A 19103-nucleotide genomic window follows, 5' to 3' on the forward strand; every position below is an offset into this window, starting at 1 on the left:
CGGGGACCCATCGGCCCGACCTGGTGGAGTCGCTGACCCTGCTCGGCGGGCTGGTGTCCACCGGCGGTGAGACGGTGCTGCGGGAGGCGTGCGAACTGTACGAGGGGCTTGTATGGGGCGGGCGGCGGGAACTTCTCGGCGGATGGGGCGGGGAGCTGCAGAACCTGGCCGTCGCGCTCTGGGAGGCTGGCCGCGTCGAGGATGCCCTGACAGCCGCCGGACGGGCCGTGAAGATCACGACCGAGGTCGCCGGTTCAGGGCTGGGCCGACGCACTCAACAACCAGTCGTTTCTTCTAGCACGGCAAAGACGGATCTCGGAGGCGGAAATTGCCGTCGAGCAGGCGGAAAAGATCTGCCGCGACCTGGTGAGGCTTCATCCGGGACTTCACGAGGACGCGCTGGCCGAGGTGCAGGACACCGCGCGCAAGCTGCGCAACTAGCCGATTGCCAAAGGTCGCACATCGGCCCGCAGGCTGGTGAAGGCGGCGCGCAGCGTAGGCAGGCCGTCGATGGTGCTGGCGGTCAGCAGCAGGCGGACGGCGACATCGGAGCGGTGCACCAGGCTCGAGCTGAGCAGCCAGGCCAGCTCCGGCGTCGACCCGTCGTCGGCACTGCCGACGACGATCACCACTCCGGGCGCGCCAGGAGGCACGAGATCGGCCGTCCGAGGAGCGGACGGCTCCCGTCGATGCGAGCGGCGAGCACGACCCACCCCGCCCACTCGATCTGGGCGGCGATCGACTCAGCCGCCTCACCCGTACGCGCGAAATCCGGGCCGTGCAGCCACAGCGCCGCCAGCCGGCCGTCTGGCTCCTGGTGTGCCACGGTCGTCGGGGGCATAGACCGGCCACCCGGATCAACCGGTACGAGACCTTCTCACGTCCATGAACATGCAGGTCAGCATGCCTGACCGCGTAGGCAGAGCCGCCTCGCGCGATCAGCCACTGCTCGTCCACGCCGTCCATGATGCCCGCCGCTACGCTGGGCACCGTGAACCCACAGGATGGCGCACAGGTGGTCGTGCTGACCGCGCTGCCGGTCGAGTACGACGCGGTCGGCAGACACCTACAAGATCGTGTTGCCCGCCGCCACAAGGTCGGCACCCAGTTCGAGGTCGGCTCGCTGCCGGATGGCGGCCGCGTGGCGGTCGCCGAGCTGGGACCAGGCAACCTCGGCGCCGCCCTGGTGGCCAGTCACGCCATCGACATGTTCCAGCCGAGCGCGATCCTGTTCGTAGGCATCGCCGGCGCCTTGCACGGTGATCTGCGGCTCGGCGATGTCGTCGTCGCCACCAAGGTCTACTCGTATCACGGCGGCATGGCCATGGACGATGATTTCCTCGCTCGGCCACAGGCCTACGAGGGCGACTGGAAGCTCGTCCAAAGCGCGCGAGCCGTGGCCCGCGCCCTGCGGGCCGCCAAGGGCTCGCCGGCCATCCACTTCAGACCGGTCGCCGCGGGTGAGGTCGTGCTCAACTCGCGCACGCAACCCCTGGCCGAGCAGCTCAAGCGCAACTACAACGACGCCGCGGCGATCGAGATGGAAAGCGCTGGCTTGGCCCGGGCGGGCCACATGTACCGGGTACCCGCACTGGTCATCCGCGGCATTAGCGACCGGGCCGACGGCGAGAAAGAACTCGTCGACGCCGCTGGGTCGCAGCCGACGGCCGCCGAGCACGCCGCGGACTTCGCAATAGCCGTCATCACCGACTACCTCGCCGAGACGCACAGATCTCCCGCGCCAAGGGAGGCCGCGGACCGCCCGGACGGGCAGCCGTCGATCCAGGTCATCAATGCCGTCAATGCGCCCGCCTACGGCGCCCAGCACGGCAACGTCACCGTGCACGAGCCCAAACCGCCAGCCTCTCCCGAGTGGCGTACCTTAAGTCGGCTGCCTGAGGTGGCCTGGCGGTCGGTCATCACTCGAGAGACACAGAGTTTCGAACCGTCGGCGTTGGAACTGCATCTGATCCCGGCCACTCAGGCGCCTCACATAGAGATCCGCCGCCTATCCGGCCTCGCCGACGAACTCGCCACCCACCTCCCAGCGAGGGTCGCCGTCGAGACTGACGTCAATGATCAGGGCGCCCGAGCCGCATCGACGGATATGAAATCCGGGCCGGAAGGACTGTTCGTCGGGCGCAACGGGCAGCGGTCCGCCTGGAAACCACTCCCCCGCGACTCGATGGGCGCCCTCCTCGACGAAGCCTGGTTGATCGACCACCTGGCGGCATCGATCACCACTCTGGTCAGGCTCAGCACCCCTCGAGCGGCCCGGTATGCGCCGGCGCTCGCCGTCACGCCGGCCAACATGCTGACCATCGGCCGGGCCGACCAGGTACCGCGCACCCAGGTAAGCGGGTTTCTAATGAAGGAGAAACTCGAGGTCCCGCCTGAGGAGTCCGTGCCGGCCGATGATCTCGACAACCTCGCGTACGAGGTGGCCGCCGAGCTGGCCGCCCGCCTGCTAATGGCCTTCCGCCAGGACAACCGCTAGGAGTGCCGGTCCTGGGGCGACATGTCAACGCCACCGACGACTTCGCGCACGGGGCCATCGGGGCCGAGCTGCCGAGCCGCCCAGGCTCTTGACGTAGCCGTTACCTGACCGTCGGAAATGAGACCCTGGACCGTTATGGAGCGATGAGAGTCCCGCCAGAACTGGCCGCGCTCTGCCCGCAGGCCGGCTCGCCGCCACAGGCCGCCGCCCTGGTGGGGCAGCTCGGCGGCGACCCCCTGCTCTGCCGCATGGCCGCCGCCTACCTCGCCCGCGCCGGGCGAGCCACCGGTATCCAGCCGATGATCAGCACCTTCACCGGATATCGGGTGGAAGTGCTGCTGCGGGACGCACCGCCGCGGGATACCGCCGCCGAACTCGTAGTGGAGCAACTCAACGACGAGGGGCTGGGCCAGGCCCGTACGCTCCTGCGGTTGCTCGCCGTGCTGCCGGCCGCGCCGGTGCCGTACCGGATGTTGCTGGACGCGGAGCAGCTGGCCGGCGACGAGTTGTTCCCCCGGCTTACCGCCGCACACCTCGAGGCCCTGTTCGAAGGCCTGACCGGGCTGGCACTCATCGACCGGCCGACGCCGGAGACGCTGGTGGCGGATCCGGGCGTCGCCGCCTTCGCCGAGGTCGACGGGCGGCGACCCATTCGTCGGTCTGTTCGGCCAGGACAGCGGGGTGAGGATTCGCAGCTTTTGAGGTTGATGCAAGCCGTGGAGCAAGATAATGACAAAGCGCTGATTCTCACCACCCGCGAGTACGTGCTGCAGCAGCAGCGGCAACAGTACGAAAAGCTGAGTGATCCTCTTTTTGATGTTGCGAAGGTGGCGATCCGGCCCGCAGTGATACCGCCGCCGCAGCGGGCACACATTTTTTACAATCAGCTGTACTATTCGCCGCTTCGCGACATGGCACGGCAGGCTGCTAACGGGCCACAGCGTTACAGCGACCTAGTTGACCATCCGCATTTCAACCCGCGGCTGCTGCACGCGGCCATCACTGCGACAGCCCGCGATCTCGGCCTTACCCGCAGGGCGACATCAGGGGTCGCGGATGGGCGAGGCGACGGCCAGCCAGAGTTCGTAGATCTACCGGAACGTCTGCGTCGGGCGCTCGACAATCCAGCCCAGCTTTGGAACCACGTGCTGCGCCACCAGCTCAGCGATGCACAGCGTGACTTACTGATCGTGCGACTTACTCTCGCTGGTCGTGCTGTTGCTGTAGCCACGCTGATTGAGGCCACCCAACGATTCGCGGCGACGGTAGAGCAGCGGTGGCCTCGCCCGGTGCTCGAGGAAGCGTTGCAGGTTCTGCTGGGTGACCTCATCCCTTCACACTCGAGGTTGCGTGACGGTCAGGCGCCGCGAGTCGTGCGGGCGCTGGATCCGGGGCTGGCCGACGCCGTCATCGACTATGTCGTGCAGTATCCCGAATTCCTGCTCAGGCTTGCCGATGCGGCGATCACGTATCGCCAAGTTCGGTGGCTCGGTGTCCTCGTCGGGATCGTGCCTGGTGGCAAGGACGCCAGCAGAGCAAGTCTGGCAACACCCGTTCTTCTCGGCCGCCTGTTCGCGGCAGCAGAGCGCACCCTGCTCACGCCGGCTGATCGCGTCCTGTTGTCGTCGCAGGCATCGACACCGCCAGCAGCACCATCCGATGAGACTGCTCATTTCGATAATTTCGGGGAGCGACTCGAGCTCCTGGCGGCCTGCAGTTTTGCCGCAGGCTCCAGCCCTTCCTCCGCGCTAGCCGACCGCACTTTCCCAGGCTTGCTGAAGGCAGTTCCGTACATTCCGGAGTATGCGCTGCCGCGGCTGGTCGCCGCTCTGCGCCTGCCGGGGCTCGACAGCTGGCGTCAGCGCCGCACGGAAGTCGATGTCGCCGTCCTGCGACGGCTGGAAAGGCCGGGCCGTGATGCGCCTGAGACGTTCGCTTCCTGGGAAGTCATGCGTGACGTCATAGACGTCGTGCCGACAATGCCAGCCTACGAGCAGCACCTCAGAGATCTTTTCACCGATTTCCTGGCCGAGTCGCTGGACGAGATTGAAACGATGCTTGACGCTGCTGATGATAAAGGCGACTTAGATGTGTCGGTGGCTGACATCGACACGATGAGCGGCCTGGCGAGCAGGTGGAACGTGGCAGAGCCCCGGCTCGATGCTGCGCGCACTGCAGTGGAGGCCTACGGTCTGATCGACCGGCAGCCGTCCCGCTTCATACCTGTTCAGGTGCCGGCTCAACCGGGCAAATCGTCGGGCCGACCTGACACCCACTCCATTTCGACCGGCTTTGAGGTCGCGATGAAGTTACAAGGTTACGGCGATCATCTGGTGAATGTTCAGGACACTAACGGCAGCCTGGCCATACGCAACGGCGGATTCACGGTCGATGCGTAGATGAGTCCGGCGTCGGCAGGACGCCTTCCAGAGGCGATCTTCATCACGCACCAAGAACTCATTACGAATCTGGCTCCCCAATGGCGAGTATGCATCAGGATCAGGATCAGCGTGCATGACTACCGCGCGTTAGGGGAGCCAGACATCAACTGGCCAGAAGGGCTTCGAGCCGCTCAGCGGCCGACCAACTGGGCAACTTCCACGAGTCGGCTCGAATAGCCCCACTCGTTGTCATACCAGCCAACGACCTTGACCTGGTGGTTGTTCACCGTTGTCAGCTTCCCGTCGATCGTCGCACTAGCAGCCGAGTGGACGATGTCACTGGAGACGATTTCGTCCTCGGTGTATGCGAGGATACCCTTAAGCGGACCATCCGCAGCCGCTTTGAACGCAGCGTTGATTTCTTCAGCGGTGATCTGCCGTTCCACCTGGACGACCAGGTCGGTGACTGAGCCGGTCGGCACGGGGACGCGGAACGCCATACCTCGCAGCTTGCCTTCCACCTCCGGAATGACCAGGCTAGTAGCCTGCGCTGCACCGGTCGACGTCGGCGTAATGTTCAGGCCTGCGGCGCGCGCGCGACGGAGGTCCACCGTACCCTTGCGGGTCAGCGCGATCTGGTCGAGCAACTGCTGTTCGGAAGTATAGGCATGAACAGTCGTCATCATCCCGCTGACGATTCCGAAATTCTCGAGCAGCACCTTTACCATCGGCGCTACGCAGTTTGTGGTGCAGGACGCGTTCGAGATGATGTGGTGCTTCTCCATATCATATTTGTGGTCGTTAACGCCCATCACGATGGTGATGTCTTCATCCTTGGCTGGGGCCGAGATGATGACCTTCCGCGCACCGGCAGCCAGATGCTGCCGAGCGTCGGCCGCCTTGGTGAACCGACCGGTTGACTCGATTACCACATCCGCGCCCAGGTCTCCCCACGGCAATTTCGAAGGATCGGTCTCAGCCGTGGCACGGACCGAGCTTCCACCAACCGAAAGGACACCGCCGCCGGTGCTTACCTCTGCTTTGAGTGGGCCGAGTACCGAATCGTACTTGAGCATGTGCGCAAGGACGTCGATGCTGGCGAGGTCGTTAACTCCAACGATCTCAACCTGGCCGCTACTTTCGAGCGCCGCACGGAAGAAATTTCGTCCGATACGGCCGAAGCCATTGATGCCGACCTTGACAGTCATGCTGCTCTCCTAGAAGTGAGTACGAGGACGCGACCACAACGGCGCTTTGATGAATGGTTGCCAAATTACTGGAGTTTAAAAACTTTTGCAGGTCGTGGCACTACAGTGGGGCGCGCTTCGAAGCGGTAGCCGTTCCACATCTCACTCGCCGGTTACCAGCTCAGGCGGCTTGGATTTCAGCTAAGCCGGATCAGCGAGACAGCCTGGCGCGCGTCAGCGTGTCAACCTTTTCGACAGTCGCCTTGTAGCCACGATGAGTCCTACCAGCCCCATGATCGCTAGATATGACACGTGCCATAGCGCTTCAATGCCAACGGTCCCGGTAGTCAGGCTGCGAATTAGGGCTACGCCTTGATACAGCGGCGTGGCGGTGACGACGTATTGGGCGCTCTCCGGATACTGCCCCAGAGGGAAGAACGTCGCGGAGAATAGGAACATCAACAAGGTAGCGACAGGTACCAGCTCCAGGTCCTGCCGCGTGCGCATGAATGTCATCGCCGCCAGTCCAACCGAGGCGAAAGCGAAGGCGACCAGGACTGCAGCCGGCAGCGCGAGCAATGCCCACCAGGAGGAGAACAATCCGAATGCGGCCATAACTACCACAAACATCGATGAGTACACCGCGCCCCGTGCGACAGCCCAATAGACATCACCGACCGCGAGATCACGTGATCTCAATGGTGTGGATAGCATCGTCTGATACGTCTTCGAGTAGTTCAGCTTGGAAAACACGTTGAACGTGGTCTCCATAACTGCGCCGTTCATGGCGGAAGAAGCAAGCATCGCCGGGGCGATGAATGCAGGATAACTCACCGTCACATTACCAGGCAGGTCGACATCCCCTACGAGCCTGGAAAGTCCGACGCCAATCGACAGCAGATAGAAGAGTGGCTCGAAGAATCCGCCAATGATAACCCACGCGTGTCGACGGAACAGTAAAAAGTTACGTTCCAGCAGGTGCCAGCCCGGCCCAGGTCCAATCCACCTCAGCACGCTGGTAACAGCACCTGACCGGGATCCGCCGGCCACGTCGGCATGAGATTCCTTCAACGTCACTGTCAGCGCTCCAATTTCCGCCGGTACGAGCGCAATGCCAGGGTGAACCCCGCGGCAACCCATGCGAGCAGATACGTGACGTGAACCAGCGCTGAACCGACCGATGCTCTACCAAGAACAAGGTCCCGGCATAGATCGATACCATGCCAAAGTGGGATCACATAAGCCACCACTTCCAGCTTCGCCGGCAGCTGCTCGATCGGGAAAAAAGCACCAGAGAACAGGAACATCGGGAGTACCCCGAAGCGAAATAACGAAGCGAACCCTCGCTCAGAGTTCCGAGCGATTGCGTAACCGGCCACGGGGGCCGCGTGCGCGAGTCCGCACAGCACCGCTACAGGCACTGCTACAAGCGCCCAAAGCGATTGCAGCACCCCGAATGCCGCCGCAACGGCAAGGAACGCCGCAGAAGTGATGAACAGGCGGACTGTGATGAACATAAGGTGTCCGGTAAGCATGTCAACGGCGCGTAGTGGCGTGACCCGCATGGCCAGGTAGCTCTTCCACCACCGCATCGCACCTAGCACCGGCCAGGATGATTCCTGCACTGCGGTCTGCATAGTGGTCGCGACCAGGATCCCGGGAGTCAGGAAAACTACGTACCGTAGACCGCCCAGATCAGCTCCGGCGCCGCGGTCTATTAAGCCTCCGAGTCCCAGGCCCATTGCTGCCAGGTAGAGCACTGGAGCCATCAGTGTGGGAAACGCGGTACTCCGCCATGTCCGCCGATGACGATAAGCCCAGTATTCGAACGCATGAAACGACAGATTGGTCACGGCTCAGTCCACCAAGCTTCGTCCGGTAAGACGCAGGAAAACGTCTTCTAGACTTGCCCGACGCACGAGCATTCCCGCCGGTGTTAAACCACGATCAACGATCGCAGCAAGGGTTCCGTCACCATCATCGGTATAGAGCAGCAGCCGATCCGGCAGGACCTCGACCCGGTCGGCCAGACCGGTGAGTTTCTCCGCCATATCCGCATGGGGGGAGTCGACGAAGCGCAGTTCGACGACTTCTCGGGTGCTGTAGGTACGGATGAGATGCTGCGGTGAGCCCTCGGCCGCGACGACGCCTTTGTCCATAACTACGAGGCGATCGCAAAGCTGCTCGGCCTCATCCATGTAATGGGTCGTTAGCACCAGGGTGACCCCGTCACGTTTGAGCCGGAACAGCTGGTCCCATAGGATATGGCGCGCTTGTGGATCCAACCCAGTCGTTGGTTCATCCAGCAGTAGCAACTCAGGACGGTTGATCAATGCGCGAGCAATGGTGACTCGACGCCTCATCCCGCCTGACAAGGTTTCCACCCGGTCGCCGGCTCGGTCAGCGAGTTGGACGGACTCTAGCAACTCCGTAGCGCGAGCTCGGCACGTTTTCCAGGGCAAACCGAAGTACCGGCCGTAGATAATGAGGTTCTCCTCGACCGAGAGCTCGGTATCGAGGGTGTCGTCCTGCGGGATGACCCCCAGCCGCGCCCGGATCGCTGAGCCCTCGGTCGCCGGATCCCCGCCGAGCACGCGTAGCGTTCCGCTATCAGCAGGTGATGTGCAACCAATCATGCGCATCATAGAACTCTTACCGGCACCGTTCGGCCCGAGGAGCCCGAACGCCTCACCTCGCTGAACGTCCAGGTCAATCCCATCGACCGCAGTAAGCGATCCGTACTTTTTGATCAAACTGCGAGCATGGACAAGGGGGGGTTGTGACACGACGACACGCTATCAACATCGATATCGACAGCGCTACCGAATGGTCCGCTTCTGCGGATACTGCGACGCCTCCGAGATGTGTCGGAGCAGCTCCTATCAACGTCCAGGCTCGAGGTGTGACGCTGGTAACAGCTGAGGTGACGTCCTATACAAACCTCGCATCGCTTGTGGCGTCATGATCTGATCGCCGTCACCGGTGGGCGCGCCCCTGTTTGAGGGGCATCCGAGATCACGGGGCCTGGGGTGTCCCGGGGGATGACCAGCACCATGGATAGCCTTGGAAAGATGCGATCGAGGCCACAACGGGCGTTCATGCCGGAGTTTCAAGGTCGAGATCGTCGATTTAGGTCAGTGGCGTCACCACACGGTCAGGCGGGTCGCCAGGGACTTTGACCAGACCGAGACGGCGGTGCGGGCTCCGACGGGTTCACCAGCGATGAGCGGGCCGAGCTGGCCCGGCTGTGCTCGGAGAACCGCAGGCTGCAGCAGGACGTCAACATTCTCAAGCGGGCCAAGGCTTCTTCGCACGGGAGACCCGATGAACGTGTAACCGTGCCTTGAGGCGGAGCAGGCCGACGAGCACGACATCAGGCGTGCATGCGAGCCGCTCAAGGCCTCGCGGTCCGCCGCCTACTACCAGCACGCCTGCGACGAGCGGTTCACCCGGCGCCGTTCGGCGCCGTGTGAACCGTGATGATTTGCCCGGTGAGCCGGCGTCGACCCGGTCCCGCCTACGGGGCGCCACGCATACACGCTGAGCTGGCCACGGCCGGGCTGCGGCAAGGCCATAAACGCATCGCCCGCATGATGCGCCGATAGGATTCTGAGCAGAAGTCCGCGCCGCTGGAAGACCCACCACAGTTGCGGACCACACGCCGGAAGCCCCTCGGGCCAGGTCGACCGGGACTTCACTGTCGACGCCAGCGCGGTCGGCACCTGCTGGTGCGGCGACACCACCTACACCAACACGTGGCAGTGCTGGTTCTATTTGGCCATCGTCATCGGCTTGGCCTCACGCCACGTGGTCGGCTGGGCCGTCGCCGACCACCTCAAGACCGACCTGGTCGACGCCGCCCTGACCGACACCCTGCCGCGACGCCGGCCTAGTCTTCACTCCAATCACGGCTGTAAAAACACCAGCGCTCAGCACACCCGGGTCACCAAGCGGCACGGCGTGCAGCTGTCCGCTGTCCGCTGTCCGCTGTCCGGTGAAAAGATCGTCGGCCGCAAACGCGACATCATCCCCGGCACTCTTGGCTTACTGCTCGCTGTGCTTGTCGTCATCGTCATCGTGATCGGCGATGACTCGCTCGACCAAACCACCGCCACCCACCCCGCTCTGGCCAGGACCTGGGCCGATGCTGGTTTCAAGGTCAGGACTGTCGAACACGGTGCCACGCTCGGCGTCTACCTTGAGATCGTCACCGAAGACCGCCAGGTCAAGGGCTTCAGCGTCGTCAAACGGCGCTGGGTCGTCGAGCGCACCCTTGGCTGGCTCATGCACCATCGCCGCCTCGTCCGCGACTATGAGACCCGGCCCGGCAACGCCGCATCCCATGATCACCCCTCACGATGATCAACAATCTCGGTCGTCGGCTCACGGACAAGACCCCAAACTGGCGGGACCCTCACATCGCGTAGCACTCATAAGAAACGCTAATCGGACATACCGTTAGAGGCCGTCAGCGCACCTGATGCTTGCCCGGATCTCGTCCAGGACCGCGTCGGCGTGCTGCTCCAGGAAGAAGTGACCGCCGGAGAAGACGCGCATCCGGAAGGATGACAAGGTGTGGTGAGACCAGCGTTGGGCCTCGGCGATGTCGACAATGGGGTCGACGTCGCCAAGCATGGCGACTATCGGGCAACGCAGCGGACGGGCGGTCGAGTTGTGGTAACGCGCGACAGCACGGTGGTCGCTGCGAATGCTCGGCATCACCACCTCCAGCAGAGCCTCGTCTGACAGGAACGCGGCGTTGGCCCCATTGAGTCGCTTCACCTCGGCGATAAGTTCTGCGTCCGTGGCCAAATCCACCCGCTGTCGCCGACGGACCGATGGAGCGTTGCGCCCTGAAGCGAACAAGATCAACGGTGTCACCTCATGCGACTCCAACCGGAGTGCGGTCTCGAACGCCACGGCCGCTCCCATGCTGTGACCGAAAAGTACCAGCGGACGGTCGGACCACGTCAGTAACTCATCGCTAATCCGCTCAGCGATCAGGAATATGTCCTCGATGCAGGGCTCACCGAAGCGGTCCTGCCTCCCGGGGTACTGGATCGCCAGTACGTCCGCGTGTGGAAACAGCGCCCGCGACAGCGGGTGAAAGTAGGAAGCCGCTCCACCCGCGTGCGGAAAACACACCACGCGCACCGGAGCTTCGTGCGCTGGGTTGAACTGCCGTACCCAAGTGTTCCGCTTGTTCGGTGGATTCATTACCTTCCTTCAACCGTCCCGTTAGACACTTGATCGATCCATCCGAACATCCGGGGTAGGCTCATGCGCCATGATCGTAGAGATTCACGGGGGATCTGCGCCTGAGGCGTCTCGGCGTTCTCCCGCAATGCCCGTCACCCGCTCGTCGATGGATCGCTCGCGATGACGCTATCGGATCCCGCGGCCATTGATCCGTCAGACGCCGTCGGCAACGACATGCTGCGGGTGGCGCGGCAGGTGCTCGACGCTCCCGATCTGGCGATGACGGATGACTTCTTCGAGGCCGGCATGACGTCCCTGACAGCGCTCAAACTGGCCGACGAGTTCAGTGAAATGCTAGGCCGAGTCGTCGAGGTGGCCGATATCTACCATGCGGCCTCTGTGGACCGTGTAGAGCGTCTGTCGACCGCGGCCGCCATCCCGGCAGAGCCGGGGGCGCTTGGAATCTCCCGCACCCAGCAGAGGTTCTGGCTCGCCGAAGAGTTGAATCCGGGTGCCGCTGACAACCTGATCGTGCTCGCCTACGTGGTCTCCGGCCCGCTGCGTCCAAGTCTGCTGCATCGCGCCTTCGCCGGCATGGTGGCGCGGCACCCCGTGCTGCGGACGCGCTATCGCCAGCAGGGCATCGACGTCGTGCCCGAAGTGATGCCGGTCGAGGTAGCTGCCATTACGGTCGACATCGTCGCACCGCCTGCCCGGACGACCGATCCGCACGTCCTTGCGGAATCAATCACCGCGGACTGGTGGGACACACCGTTTGATCTTTCACGTCAAGCACCGGTACGGGCCCGGCTTTGCAGCATCAGCGCTACCACCCACCTGTTCTGCATCCAGGTTCACCACATCGCCTTCGACGGCTCTTCCGAGCGGCTGTTCATCGATGGTCTCGGCGCACTCTACCGTTCCTATCTCGAAGGGGCTCCCGACGACGTGAGCCCCGCGATCACCAGCGCCAGCATCGACCAGGTACTGCGGGAGACGGCCGCACCCATCGATGCTGCCGGTGTCGAATTCTGGCGCCGCATGCTGGCGGACGTCCCGCCACCGGTCCTTCCCGCTCCGGCCGATCCTGCTGAGGAGGCGGATCGCCGGGAACTCGTCCGGCATCTCCCGCCGCCGCTTGTCAGCGCCTTGTCGCTGGCAGCCCGGCAGCGCCGAGCGCCCGTGATCGCCACGTTGCTCGCCGCCACCGCACGTGCGTTCGGCAAGGTTTTCGGCGCTGGTGGCACCTGCTTGGGAGCGATCACCGAGGGGCACGCGCGCGCCGACGTCATTGGCTGCTTCGTGAATCCGCTGGCCGTCCCGCTGGACGCGGTCGGCGACCGGGACGACGCTGAACTGCTCGATCACGCGGTGTCCCGCTTCCTGCCCGCGCTACGGTACTCCGGGATCCCGTTCGACGAGTTGGTCCGGCAGCTGAAGCCGCAACGGGGCCGGCATCCGTGGTTCCAGACGCTGGTGGTGGTTCAGTACGAGAAACCTCACGGGGAGCTGGCGCCGGGCCTTTCCATCCGTTCTGTCCCGATCCGCCAGCCTAAGACCGCTATGGAGTTCCTGGTCCAGGCGATTCCGGGCCCGGACGGCGCGTGGGCCTTGCGGCTGGCCTGGCGCGCTGACGGGTGCAGCGACGCCGAGGCCGGCGCGGTCGGCGATGAGTTGTGTTCAGCCCTCGAACGGCTCGCAGGCTTGTGACGAAACTCAGCGTCCGATCATGAACTTGGACAGTTCTTCGACGGTCGGATGCAGGTAGATGTCGCGCGGGACGACGACTTGCCCGCCGAGGTCGGTCAGCGCTGAAGCGATCTTCAGCGCTTGCAGTGAGGTGCCACCCAGGTCGAAGAAGTCGTGTCGGGCACCGTCCCGGCCGAACTCGCCGCTCCAGATTCTGAGCACTGCCTCCTCCGGAGAGACCGGCGCGGCGGCCTCGATGACCGGTGCTGACTGGTCACCGAGCTCGCCAGCAGCGTCGAGAGCGGCGAGCGCGGCCAGATCAGCTTTCCCATTGGGCGTCAACGGCAGCGCGGCGACGGTGCGCACACGGGCCGGGATCATGTAGTCGGGCAAGGCCTTCCGTAGCCACCGCCGGAGGTCGGTGGTGCGCACCTCCTCCGCCGCTACGAGGTAGGCCCGGATCTCCCCGCCGGTGTCGTCGTCGTGGAAGGCCACCACGGCGTCGCGGATGGCGGGATGGCTGAGCAACGTCGCACGGATCTCGCCCAGCTCTACCCGGTATCCCCTGATTTTGACCTGGTCGTCGATGCGTCCAAGGTGCTCCAGCGTGCCGTCCGCGGAGAGTCGGCCGAGGTCGCCACTCCGGTAATACCTCGTCCCGGCACTTGGATCGATCGGGAAGCGCGCCTCGGTCAGTTCTGGCAGGCCGAGGTAGCCGGTGGCCACGCCCGCGCCGCCGACGCAGATCTCGCCGGCCTCGCCGAAGGGCAAGATCCGGCCGTCGCCGTCACGCACCGACACCGACCATCCCGGCAGCGGGCGGCCGACCGACCGCGAGTTCGCCGCCAGATCCTCGGCGGTGACGTCGTGGAACGTGACGTGCACCGTCGTCTCGGTGATCCCGTACATGTTGACGAGCCGGCAGGCCGTGAGCGGAACCCGGCTGATCCACGGCACGAGCGTAGGCAGGCGCAACGCCTCACCGCCGAAGACGACCATACGAAGAGCCAGGGTTTCGTCGCGGGCGAGCACCGCCGGGATGAGATTGACGAATGCCGAGGGCGTCTGCGAAAGAACGGTGACTCGTTCGTCGCGTAGGAGCTGGACGAATGCCGCAGGTGTACGGGATGTCCAGTACGGCACCATGACCAAGCGAGCGCCGCTCAGGAGACAGCCCCAGATCTCCCAGACCGAGAAATCGAAGGCGAAGGAGTGGAACACCGTCCACACGTCTGCCTCGGTGTAGCGGAGGACGGACCGCGTCGCGGCGACGAGGGCGAGCACGTTGCGGTGCGGGATCACCGTACCTTTCGGCTGACCGGTGGTCCCGGAGGTATAGATCACGTACGCCGGAGCGTCCCCCTCGACCACTGGCAGCGGCTGGGTCGCCGGCGCCCCGAGCAGGTCCTCGACGGTTATGACACCGACGGTGGACGGCAGCTCGATCTCGGGCACGTTCGTGATCACCAACGTGAGGTCCGCGTCGGCCGCCATGTATGCCCGGCGTGCCGGCGGGTGTGTCGGGTCCAGCGGCACGTAACACGCGCCCGCGCGCAGCACCCCGAGGAAGGCCACGACAGCGTCGGGCGTCCTTTCCATGCATACCCCCACCCGCTCGCCAGGCTGCACTCCGCGTGCGACCAGGGAACTCGCGGCGGTGCGGCTCGCGTCATCCAATGCGGCGTAGGTGAGACCGGCACCCCCGCCGGTGATCGCGACACGATCACCTGCTGCGGACGCGACATTCGCGAAGACCTCCGGAATGCTGTCTGGCATACGGACGGTGGCTCCGGCTCCCTGGCCAGCGCGGATCGTCTCCCTGACCTCACTCCGCTGCGTTCGGTCAATGACGTTCCGGTACGACGAAACCAAGTCGATCAGCGTGTTCCGAGCGCCCATGACGTACATGTGCTCCCCGGGCACTTCTACGTAGTCGAAATCCGCGCGGGTGGCGTGCGCCCACTCCTTGGCGGCCGTTCCCGAGATCAGAGCGTCCTGGGCACCGCGGATGGCAGTGATGGGAACCTCTGTGGTCGTACCGAAAGGCGCTTCGTACTCCTCATGCATTTGTACGTCGGCCCGCAACGGCGGGAGTACCAGGCTGCGAAGCCGTGGCTCGGCGAGGGCGGGGTGCGCGGCGCCGGCGTTGCTCTGTACTGCTGTCACGAACTCTTCGTCGGGCAGCCCCGTCACCTTGCCGGGCCGGCCAAGCCACGGTGCGGCCGATCCGCTGACGAATAGCCGGCTCACCCGGCCCGGTGCCAAGACGTCGATGCGCCGGGCGAGCTCAAAGGCGAGCACGGCACCGCTGCTGTGCCCGAACAAACACACCGGACCCGGCAGGGCGAGTTGTTCCTCGCACCAGGGCAGGACGGCGTCGACTGCCTCAGCCACGCTACGCGCGAGGGGCAGACGAACCAGATTCTCTCGGCCCGGCAGCTGGACGCCGATGAAGTCGACCGCCGACCTCTCAGACCGTCGCCAAGCCTTGAAGAAGCTGGCGCCACCGCCGGCGTACGGCAGGCAGAGAACCCGGATCGGGGTGTCATCCGTCTCGGAGTCGCCGACTCTCACTGTCACTTCACTTCCTCGTTCCCCAGAATCATGGCGTGCAGGATCACGCGTGAGCCGTCGGATGGGTACGGCGATCTTCTATGTGTTCCGGATCTCAGGCGTGTTCCGCCGCGCTGAGCGCCGCAAGCGCTCTGCGGTCGACTTTCGCCGTCGGCCCCAGAGGCAATTCGGTCATGCGGACATAGTCACGCGGCACCATGTACGCCGGCAGTCGATCGCTCAGGAAGGACCGCAGCTCGACGAAGTCGAGGTGCTCATCGCACACGACATACGCGCGCAAACGGCCACCCGCCGCCTCGTCGAAGACGACCGCGCTCTGGTGCACGCCGTCATGCTTGGCAACGACAGCTTCGATCTCGCCGAGCTCGACTCGCCGACCCTGCACCTTTACCATGCCATCCCGGCGGCCGAGGAATTCCAGGACGCCCTCGACCCGGCGGCACTCGTCGCCCGTCCGGTAATAGCGGGTTCGTACGTCACCATCGCCGACCAGAACGAAGCAATTGGCGGTGAGGTCCGGGCGACCGAGGTAGCCGCGGGCCAGTCCCGGCCCTGAGACGTAAAGCTCGCCTACGCCATCGCCCACCACTTCCCGCCCCTTGTCATCGATCAGGCGAGCGTCCATGTTGTGCAATGGCGTGCCGATCGGCGCGCGGTCGACATTCGTCTCGTCGAGGCGTGTCAGCGTGCTCATCATCGAGTTCTCCGTAGGCCCGTACGCGTGCACAAGGGCGGTCCGACCTCTGCGTAACTGGCCGAGCACCTGGCGAAGTTTGCGCGGATTCGCCCGCTCACCACCGAAAACGAGCAAGCGCAGAGCGGCCAAGGATGTCATGGACTCGTCAGCGAGGAAGTTCAGAACGGCGGTCGTTAAGAACAGGACAGTGACCCCGTGCCGTGCGAGGAAAGCGTCGAGATCCCGGCTTTCGAGAACCATGAAAGGTTCCACGACCACGCAGGTGCCACCCCACATGAGTGCGCCCCAGACCTCGAAGATCGTGACGTCGAAGGCATCGCTGGCGCAGTGCGCGATGACGTCGCTGGAACTGAGGCCGAGGCGCGGTTCTGACACCAGGTTGAGGACCCCGCGGTGCTCGATGACCACCCCCTTCGGCTCGCCGGTCGAACCGGAGGTGTAGAGCACGTACGCCGCATCCGAATCGCCATGCACGGGTGCCGCCGGCTCGCTGTTCGCCGGTGTGTACCCGTCCGGCACGATGACCGACACGCCGGGCGGGACCTCGGCATCGGATTCCGCAGCGAGGAGGACCCGAGGGGCGGCATCGGCAAGGATGCGGGCACGGCGGGCAGCGGGGTCGTCGGAGTTTAGCGGCAGGTAGACGGCACCGGCACGCATCGCAGCGAGCATTGCAACGATGGCAGGCATGCCCCGAGGCAGGTCGAATGCGACGATGTCACCACGGACCACGCCGGCCTCCTGCAGCTGCACTGCGAGCCTGCCCGACCGTCGCCAGAGGTCCAGGTAGCTGTGCGAACCGTCGGCGTCCACTACCGCGACAGCGTCCGGACGGTGATCTACTTGAGCATGAACAAATCCATCGATCGTCACGATCTTTATTATATGATCGGGATCGATTCGATTGAGCGCATGATTGCTGGAGGAGCGCCCGTGTCCCCTGCCGAGCCAGCCGTCGGTCGAGACCTGCCCACTATCGTGAGAACGGCTGTCGCCCAACTTCTCAACGTTCCAGAGGTGAGCGGTTCGGACAACTTCTTCGAGCTAGGTGGGCATTCGCTGCTCGCGGCGCAGTTGTTGCGTTCGCTGGAGTCGACTGTCGGATACCGGCCGTCGTTCCGGCACATTCTAGATGCCGCCGACCTGGATGAGATCTCGGCTCGTATCAGCGCTGAGGCCGTACAACGGGCATCCGCCTCGTGACCGCCATCCCCGTCCGCGACGGCGGCTACTGGTCGTACCCGTACCACCAGTACGAAGAACTCCAGCGGGAAACGCCGGTCCACTACGATCCGTACCTCGAAGCTTGGCTCGTGACCTCGTACGACGCGGTCGCCGAAGCATTGCAGCACCCGCAGTTGTCATCAGCTTGGATCGAGCATCGCGAGGATGCTTCGAGTCCTGATGCCCGACTCGTTCACGACATCCTGCAGCGCTGGTTCGTACTCGTCGATCACCCCGAGCACGAGCGACTGCGAGTGGCCGTAGGGCGCATCTTCACCCCGCGGAGAATCGCGGCATTGCGACCGGCCGTGGAGGCGCGCGTCGAAGAACTGTTCGACGCCGCTGCCGGCCACGGCGGAGCGGTGGACGTCGTTTCCGAGATAGCGTTCCCGCTCTCGTCCTCGATCATCAACGGCCTTATCGGCCTCGATCGGGCGTACGAGGCCTCAATGCCGCGGTGGGGCAACATCCTCGCGCGCTACCTAGCGCACGCCAGCGGCACCGAGGCGCTAGCCGACACGGCGGTCGTCCTACGGGAGATCGACGAGGCGATCCGGAACCGGCTCCGCGATGAGGCGCTTCCCTCCGGCAGCGTAATCCACCGCTTCGTCAATACTACGGACGCCGATCATGGAGCCGTGCTCGAGGCCGTCGGCACAGCTTCCTTCCTGCTGTACGCAGGGCTGGAGGCGACGTCGTTGGCGGTCGGCCTCGTGACCATGACCCTCCTGGACCAGCCGGACCTGCGCCGCGCGATCGACCCGGCGAGCCCGGAGGCGGTGTCTCGAGCCGTCGACGAGCTGCTTCGCTATGACACCCCTGTCCTGCAGGTCCCCCGGATCGCGGCCGACGACCTGGACCTCGCCGGCGTCCGTATCCCCCGCGGTGATCTCGTCGTGGTCATGCTCGGAGCGGCCAACCACGACGCCGCTCGCTACCGTGACCCGCATTCGGTCGACCTCGCCGCGACGGCGAACCCGGGTCGGCATCTGACCTTCGGGCTCGGCGCGCACTACTGCATCGGCGCAGCGCTGGCCCGCATCGAGATCGAGGCTTATCTGACGGTTCTGCTGCGACGAGCGCCCGATATTACAGCAGCCGCACCCCCGACCTGGGCGCGAGCCGGCCGTGTGCGGGTGCTGGAATCATTGCCCGTCCACCTGTAAGACCGCATCTCATTTGGGGTTGTTGCTGGTCAACAGTTCTAGCTTGACGGCGCGGCGGAAGCAGATGACAGTGCAAGCCAGGCGCAGGAATCCGAGAAAGTGGGAAGCCTTGCGTTCGTAACGGCGGACCAGCCGCCGGAACCGGGTGACCCACTCCAAGCAGCGCTCGACGACGTAGCGGTGCCGGCCGAGCCGGTTCGACGACTCGACGCCTTTGCGAGCGATCCGGGCCTTGATCCCGCGCCGGGCCAGAGCCTGTCGGCAGGCCCGGTAGTCATAGCCCTTGTCGCCGTGCAGCTTTGCGGGCCGTTTCCGCGGGCGGCCGACCGGCTGACGCACCGGTGTGACGCCGTCGACAACATCTTCCAGAACCTTGTGGTCGTTGACGTTGGCGGCCGAGATGTCGGCGTGCAGCGGAAGCCCGTTCCGGTCACTGATTGCGTGAACCTTGGAGCCGGGCTTACCGCGGTCTACCGGGCTCGGCCCCGT

16 protein-coding genes and 2 pseudogenes are annotated in these 19103 nt (G+C 64.6%); 8 read left to right on the forward strand and 10 right to left on the reverse strand.

Translation table 11 applies throughout. The features are described 5' to 3' along the window. Positions 1-437: 437 nt before the first annotated feature. Positions 438-632, reverse strand: coding sequence for a hypothetical protein (locus tag ACH442_RS46055; protein WP_396344544.1), 195 nt, complete (start codon positions 630-632; stop codon positions 438-440). Then, positions 626-841, reverse strand: coding sequence for a hypothetical protein (locus ACH442_RS46060; RefSeq protein ID WP_396344545.1), 216 nt, complete (start codon positions 839-841; stop codon positions 626-628). Before ACH442_RS46060 ends, ACH442_RS46055 begins: the two co-directional genes overlap by 7 nt. A gap of 150 nt (positions 842-991) precedes the next feature. On the opposite strand from ACH442_RS46060, the gene ACH442_RS46065 reads away from it, so the two are divergent. Then, the gene (locus ACH442_RS46065; RefSeq protein WP_396344546.1) at positions 992-2497 is read left to right on the forward strand and encodes a hypothetical protein; all 1506 of its coding nucleotides are present in this window, start codon (positions 992-994) and stop codon (positions 2495-2497) included. Between the two features lie 143 nt (positions 2498-2640). Then, positions 2641-4896 carry a hypothetical protein gene (locus tag ACH442_RS46070; protein ID WP_396344547.1) on the forward strand — a complete coding sequence of 752 codons (2256 nt, stop codon included), beginning with the start codon at positions 2641-2643 and terminating at the stop codon, positions 4894-4896. Positions 4897-5069: 173 nt separating this feature from the next. On the opposite strand, the gene gap is transcribed toward ACH442_RS46070, so the two are convergent. The 4 genes from gap to ACH442_RS46090 all read right to left on the reverse strand — a co-directional run bounded on the left by gap (position 5070) and on the right by ACH442_RS46090 (position 8851). After that, entirely contained in the window at positions 5070-6086 is a 1017-nt protein-coding gene (gap, locus tag ACH442_RS46075; protein WP_396344548.1) for a type I glyceraldehyde-3-phosphate dehydrogenase, read from the reverse strand. Between the two features lie 213 nt (positions 6087-6299). Further along, entirely contained in the window at positions 6300-7142 is an 843-nt protein-coding gene (locus tag ACH442_RS46080; protein ID WP_396344549.1) for an ABC transporter permease, read from the reverse strand. A 2-nt stretch (positions 7143-7144) separates the two neighbouring features. Continuing rightward, positions 7145-7918, reverse strand: coding sequence for an ABC transporter permease (locus ACH442_RS46085; RefSeq protein ID WP_396344550.1), 774 nt, complete (start codon positions 7916-7918; stop codon positions 7145-7147). A 3-nt stretch (positions 7919-7921) separates the two neighbouring features. Beyond that, positions 7922-8851 (reverse strand): ABC transporter ATP-binding protein, encoded by a 930-nt coding sequence (locus ACH442_RS46090; RefSeq protein WP_396344551.1) that lies wholly within the window; start codon positions 8849-8851, stop codon positions 7922-7924. A gap of 693 nt (positions 8852-9544) precedes the next feature. Here ACH442_RS46090 and ACH442_RS46095 point away from each other — a divergent pair. The 3 genes and pseudogenes from ACH442_RS46095 to ACH442_RS46105 form a co-directional block, all read left to right on the forward strand. Then, a complete protein-coding gene (locus ACH442_RS46095; protein WP_396344560.1) occupies positions 9545-9670 on the forward strand; it encodes an IS3 family transposase in 126 nt (41 codons plus the stop codon). Between the two features lie 4 nt (positions 9671-9674). Beyond that, a pseudogene (locus ACH442_RS46100) lies at positions 9675-9980 on the forward strand (DDE-type integrase/transposase/recombinase); the annotation flags it as partial. 75 nt (positions 9981-10055) lie between these two features. Continuing rightward, a pseudogene (locus ACH442_RS46105) lies at positions 10056-10492 on the forward strand (IS5/IS1182 family transposase); the annotation flags it as partial. 31 nt (positions 10493-10523) lie between these two features. On the opposite strand, the gene ACH442_RS46110 reads toward ACH442_RS46105, so the two are convergent. Continuing rightward, the gene (locus tag ACH442_RS46110; protein ID WP_396344552.1) at positions 10524-11282 is read right to left on the reverse strand and encodes a thioesterase II family protein; all 759 of its coding nucleotides are present in this window, start codon (positions 11280-11282) and stop codon (positions 10524-10526) included. Between the two features lie 162 nt (positions 11283-11444). On the opposite strand from ACH442_RS46110, the gene ACH442_RS46115 reads away from it, so the two are divergent. Beyond that, positions 11445-12974, forward strand: a complete 1530-nt coding sequence (locus ACH442_RS46115) for a condensation domain-containing protein (protein WP_396344553.1) — start codon at positions 11445-11447, stop codon at positions 12972-12974. A gap of 6 nt (positions 12975-12980) precedes the next feature. Here the strand turns inward: ACH442_RS46115 and ACH442_RS46120 are convergent, their stop codons facing one another. Both ACH442_RS46120 and ACH442_RS46125 read right to left on the reverse strand, forming a co-directional pair. After that, entirely contained in the window at positions 12981-15533 is a 2553-nt protein-coding gene (locus tag ACH442_RS46120) for an amino acid adenylation domain-containing protein (RefSeq protein ID WP_396344554.1), read from the reverse strand. A gap of 88 nt (positions 15534-15621) precedes the next feature. Continuing rightward, on the reverse strand, positions 15622-17097 hold the full coding sequence (locus ACH442_RS46125; RefSeq protein ID WP_396344555.1) for an amino acid adenylation domain-containing protein: 1476 nt from the start codon (positions 17095-17097) through the stop codon (positions 15622-15624). On the opposite strand from ACH442_RS46125, the gene ACH442_RS46130 reads away from it, so the two are divergent. Then, positions 17074-17427: a phosphopantetheine-binding protein gene (locus tag ACH442_RS46130; RefSeq protein WP_396344556.1), complete on the forward strand. Its 354-nt coding sequence runs from the start codon at positions 17074-17076 to the stop codon at positions 17425-17427. The genes ACH442_RS46125 and ACH442_RS46130 overlap by 24 nt on opposite strands. After that, positions 17424-18614: a cytochrome P450 gene (locus tag ACH442_RS46135; RefSeq protein WP_396344557.1), complete on the forward strand. Its 1191-nt coding sequence runs from the start codon at positions 17424-17426 to the stop codon at positions 18612-18614. The genes ACH442_RS46130 and ACH442_RS46135 overlap by 4 nt, the downstream gene beginning before the upstream one ends. 9 nt (positions 18615-18623) lie before the next feature. On the opposite strand, the gene ACH442_RS46140 is transcribed toward ACH442_RS46135, so the two are convergent. Then, positions 18624-19103 (reverse strand): IS5 family transposase (locus ACH442_RS46140; RefSeq protein ID WP_396344558.1); only part of this gene is annotated, 480 nt, incomplete at its 5' end.

This window comes from Actinoplanes sp. NPDC020271, assembly GCF_044388125.1.
Taxonomy (GTDB): domain Bacteria; phylum Actinomycetota; class Actinomycetes; order Mycobacteriales; family Micromonosporaceae; genus Actinoplanes.

Bases quoted from the DNA above. Each gene is read 5' to 3' on its own strand.
- ACH442_RS46060 (WP_396344545.1), bottom strand. From the start codon at position 841: ATGCCCCCGACGACCGTGGCACACCAGGAGCCAGACGGCCGGCTGGCG.
- ACH442_RS46070 (WP_396344547.1), top strand. From the start codon at position 2,641: ATGAGAGTCCCGCCAGAACTGGCCGCGCTCTGCCCGCAGGCCGGCTCG.
- gap (WP_396344548.1), bottom strand. From the start codon at position 6,086: ATGACTGTCAAGGTCGGCATCAATGGCTTCGGCCGTATCGGACGAAAT.
- ACH442_RS46095 (WP_396344560.1), top strand. From the start codon at position 9,545: ATGATTTGCCCGGTGAGCCGGCGTCGACCCGGTCCCGCCTACGGGGCG.
- ACH442_RS46110 (WP_396344552.1), bottom strand. From the start codon at position 11,282: ATGAATCCACCGAACAAGCGGAACACTTGGGTACGGCAGTTCAACCCA.
- ACH442_RS46115 (WP_396344553.1), top strand. From the start codon at position 11,445: ATGACGCTATCGGATCCCGCGGCCATTGATCCGTCAGACGCCGTCGGC.
- ACH442_RS46130 (WP_396344556.1), top strand. From the start codon at position 17,074: ATGAACAAATCCATCGATCGTCACGATCTTTATTATATGATCGGGATC.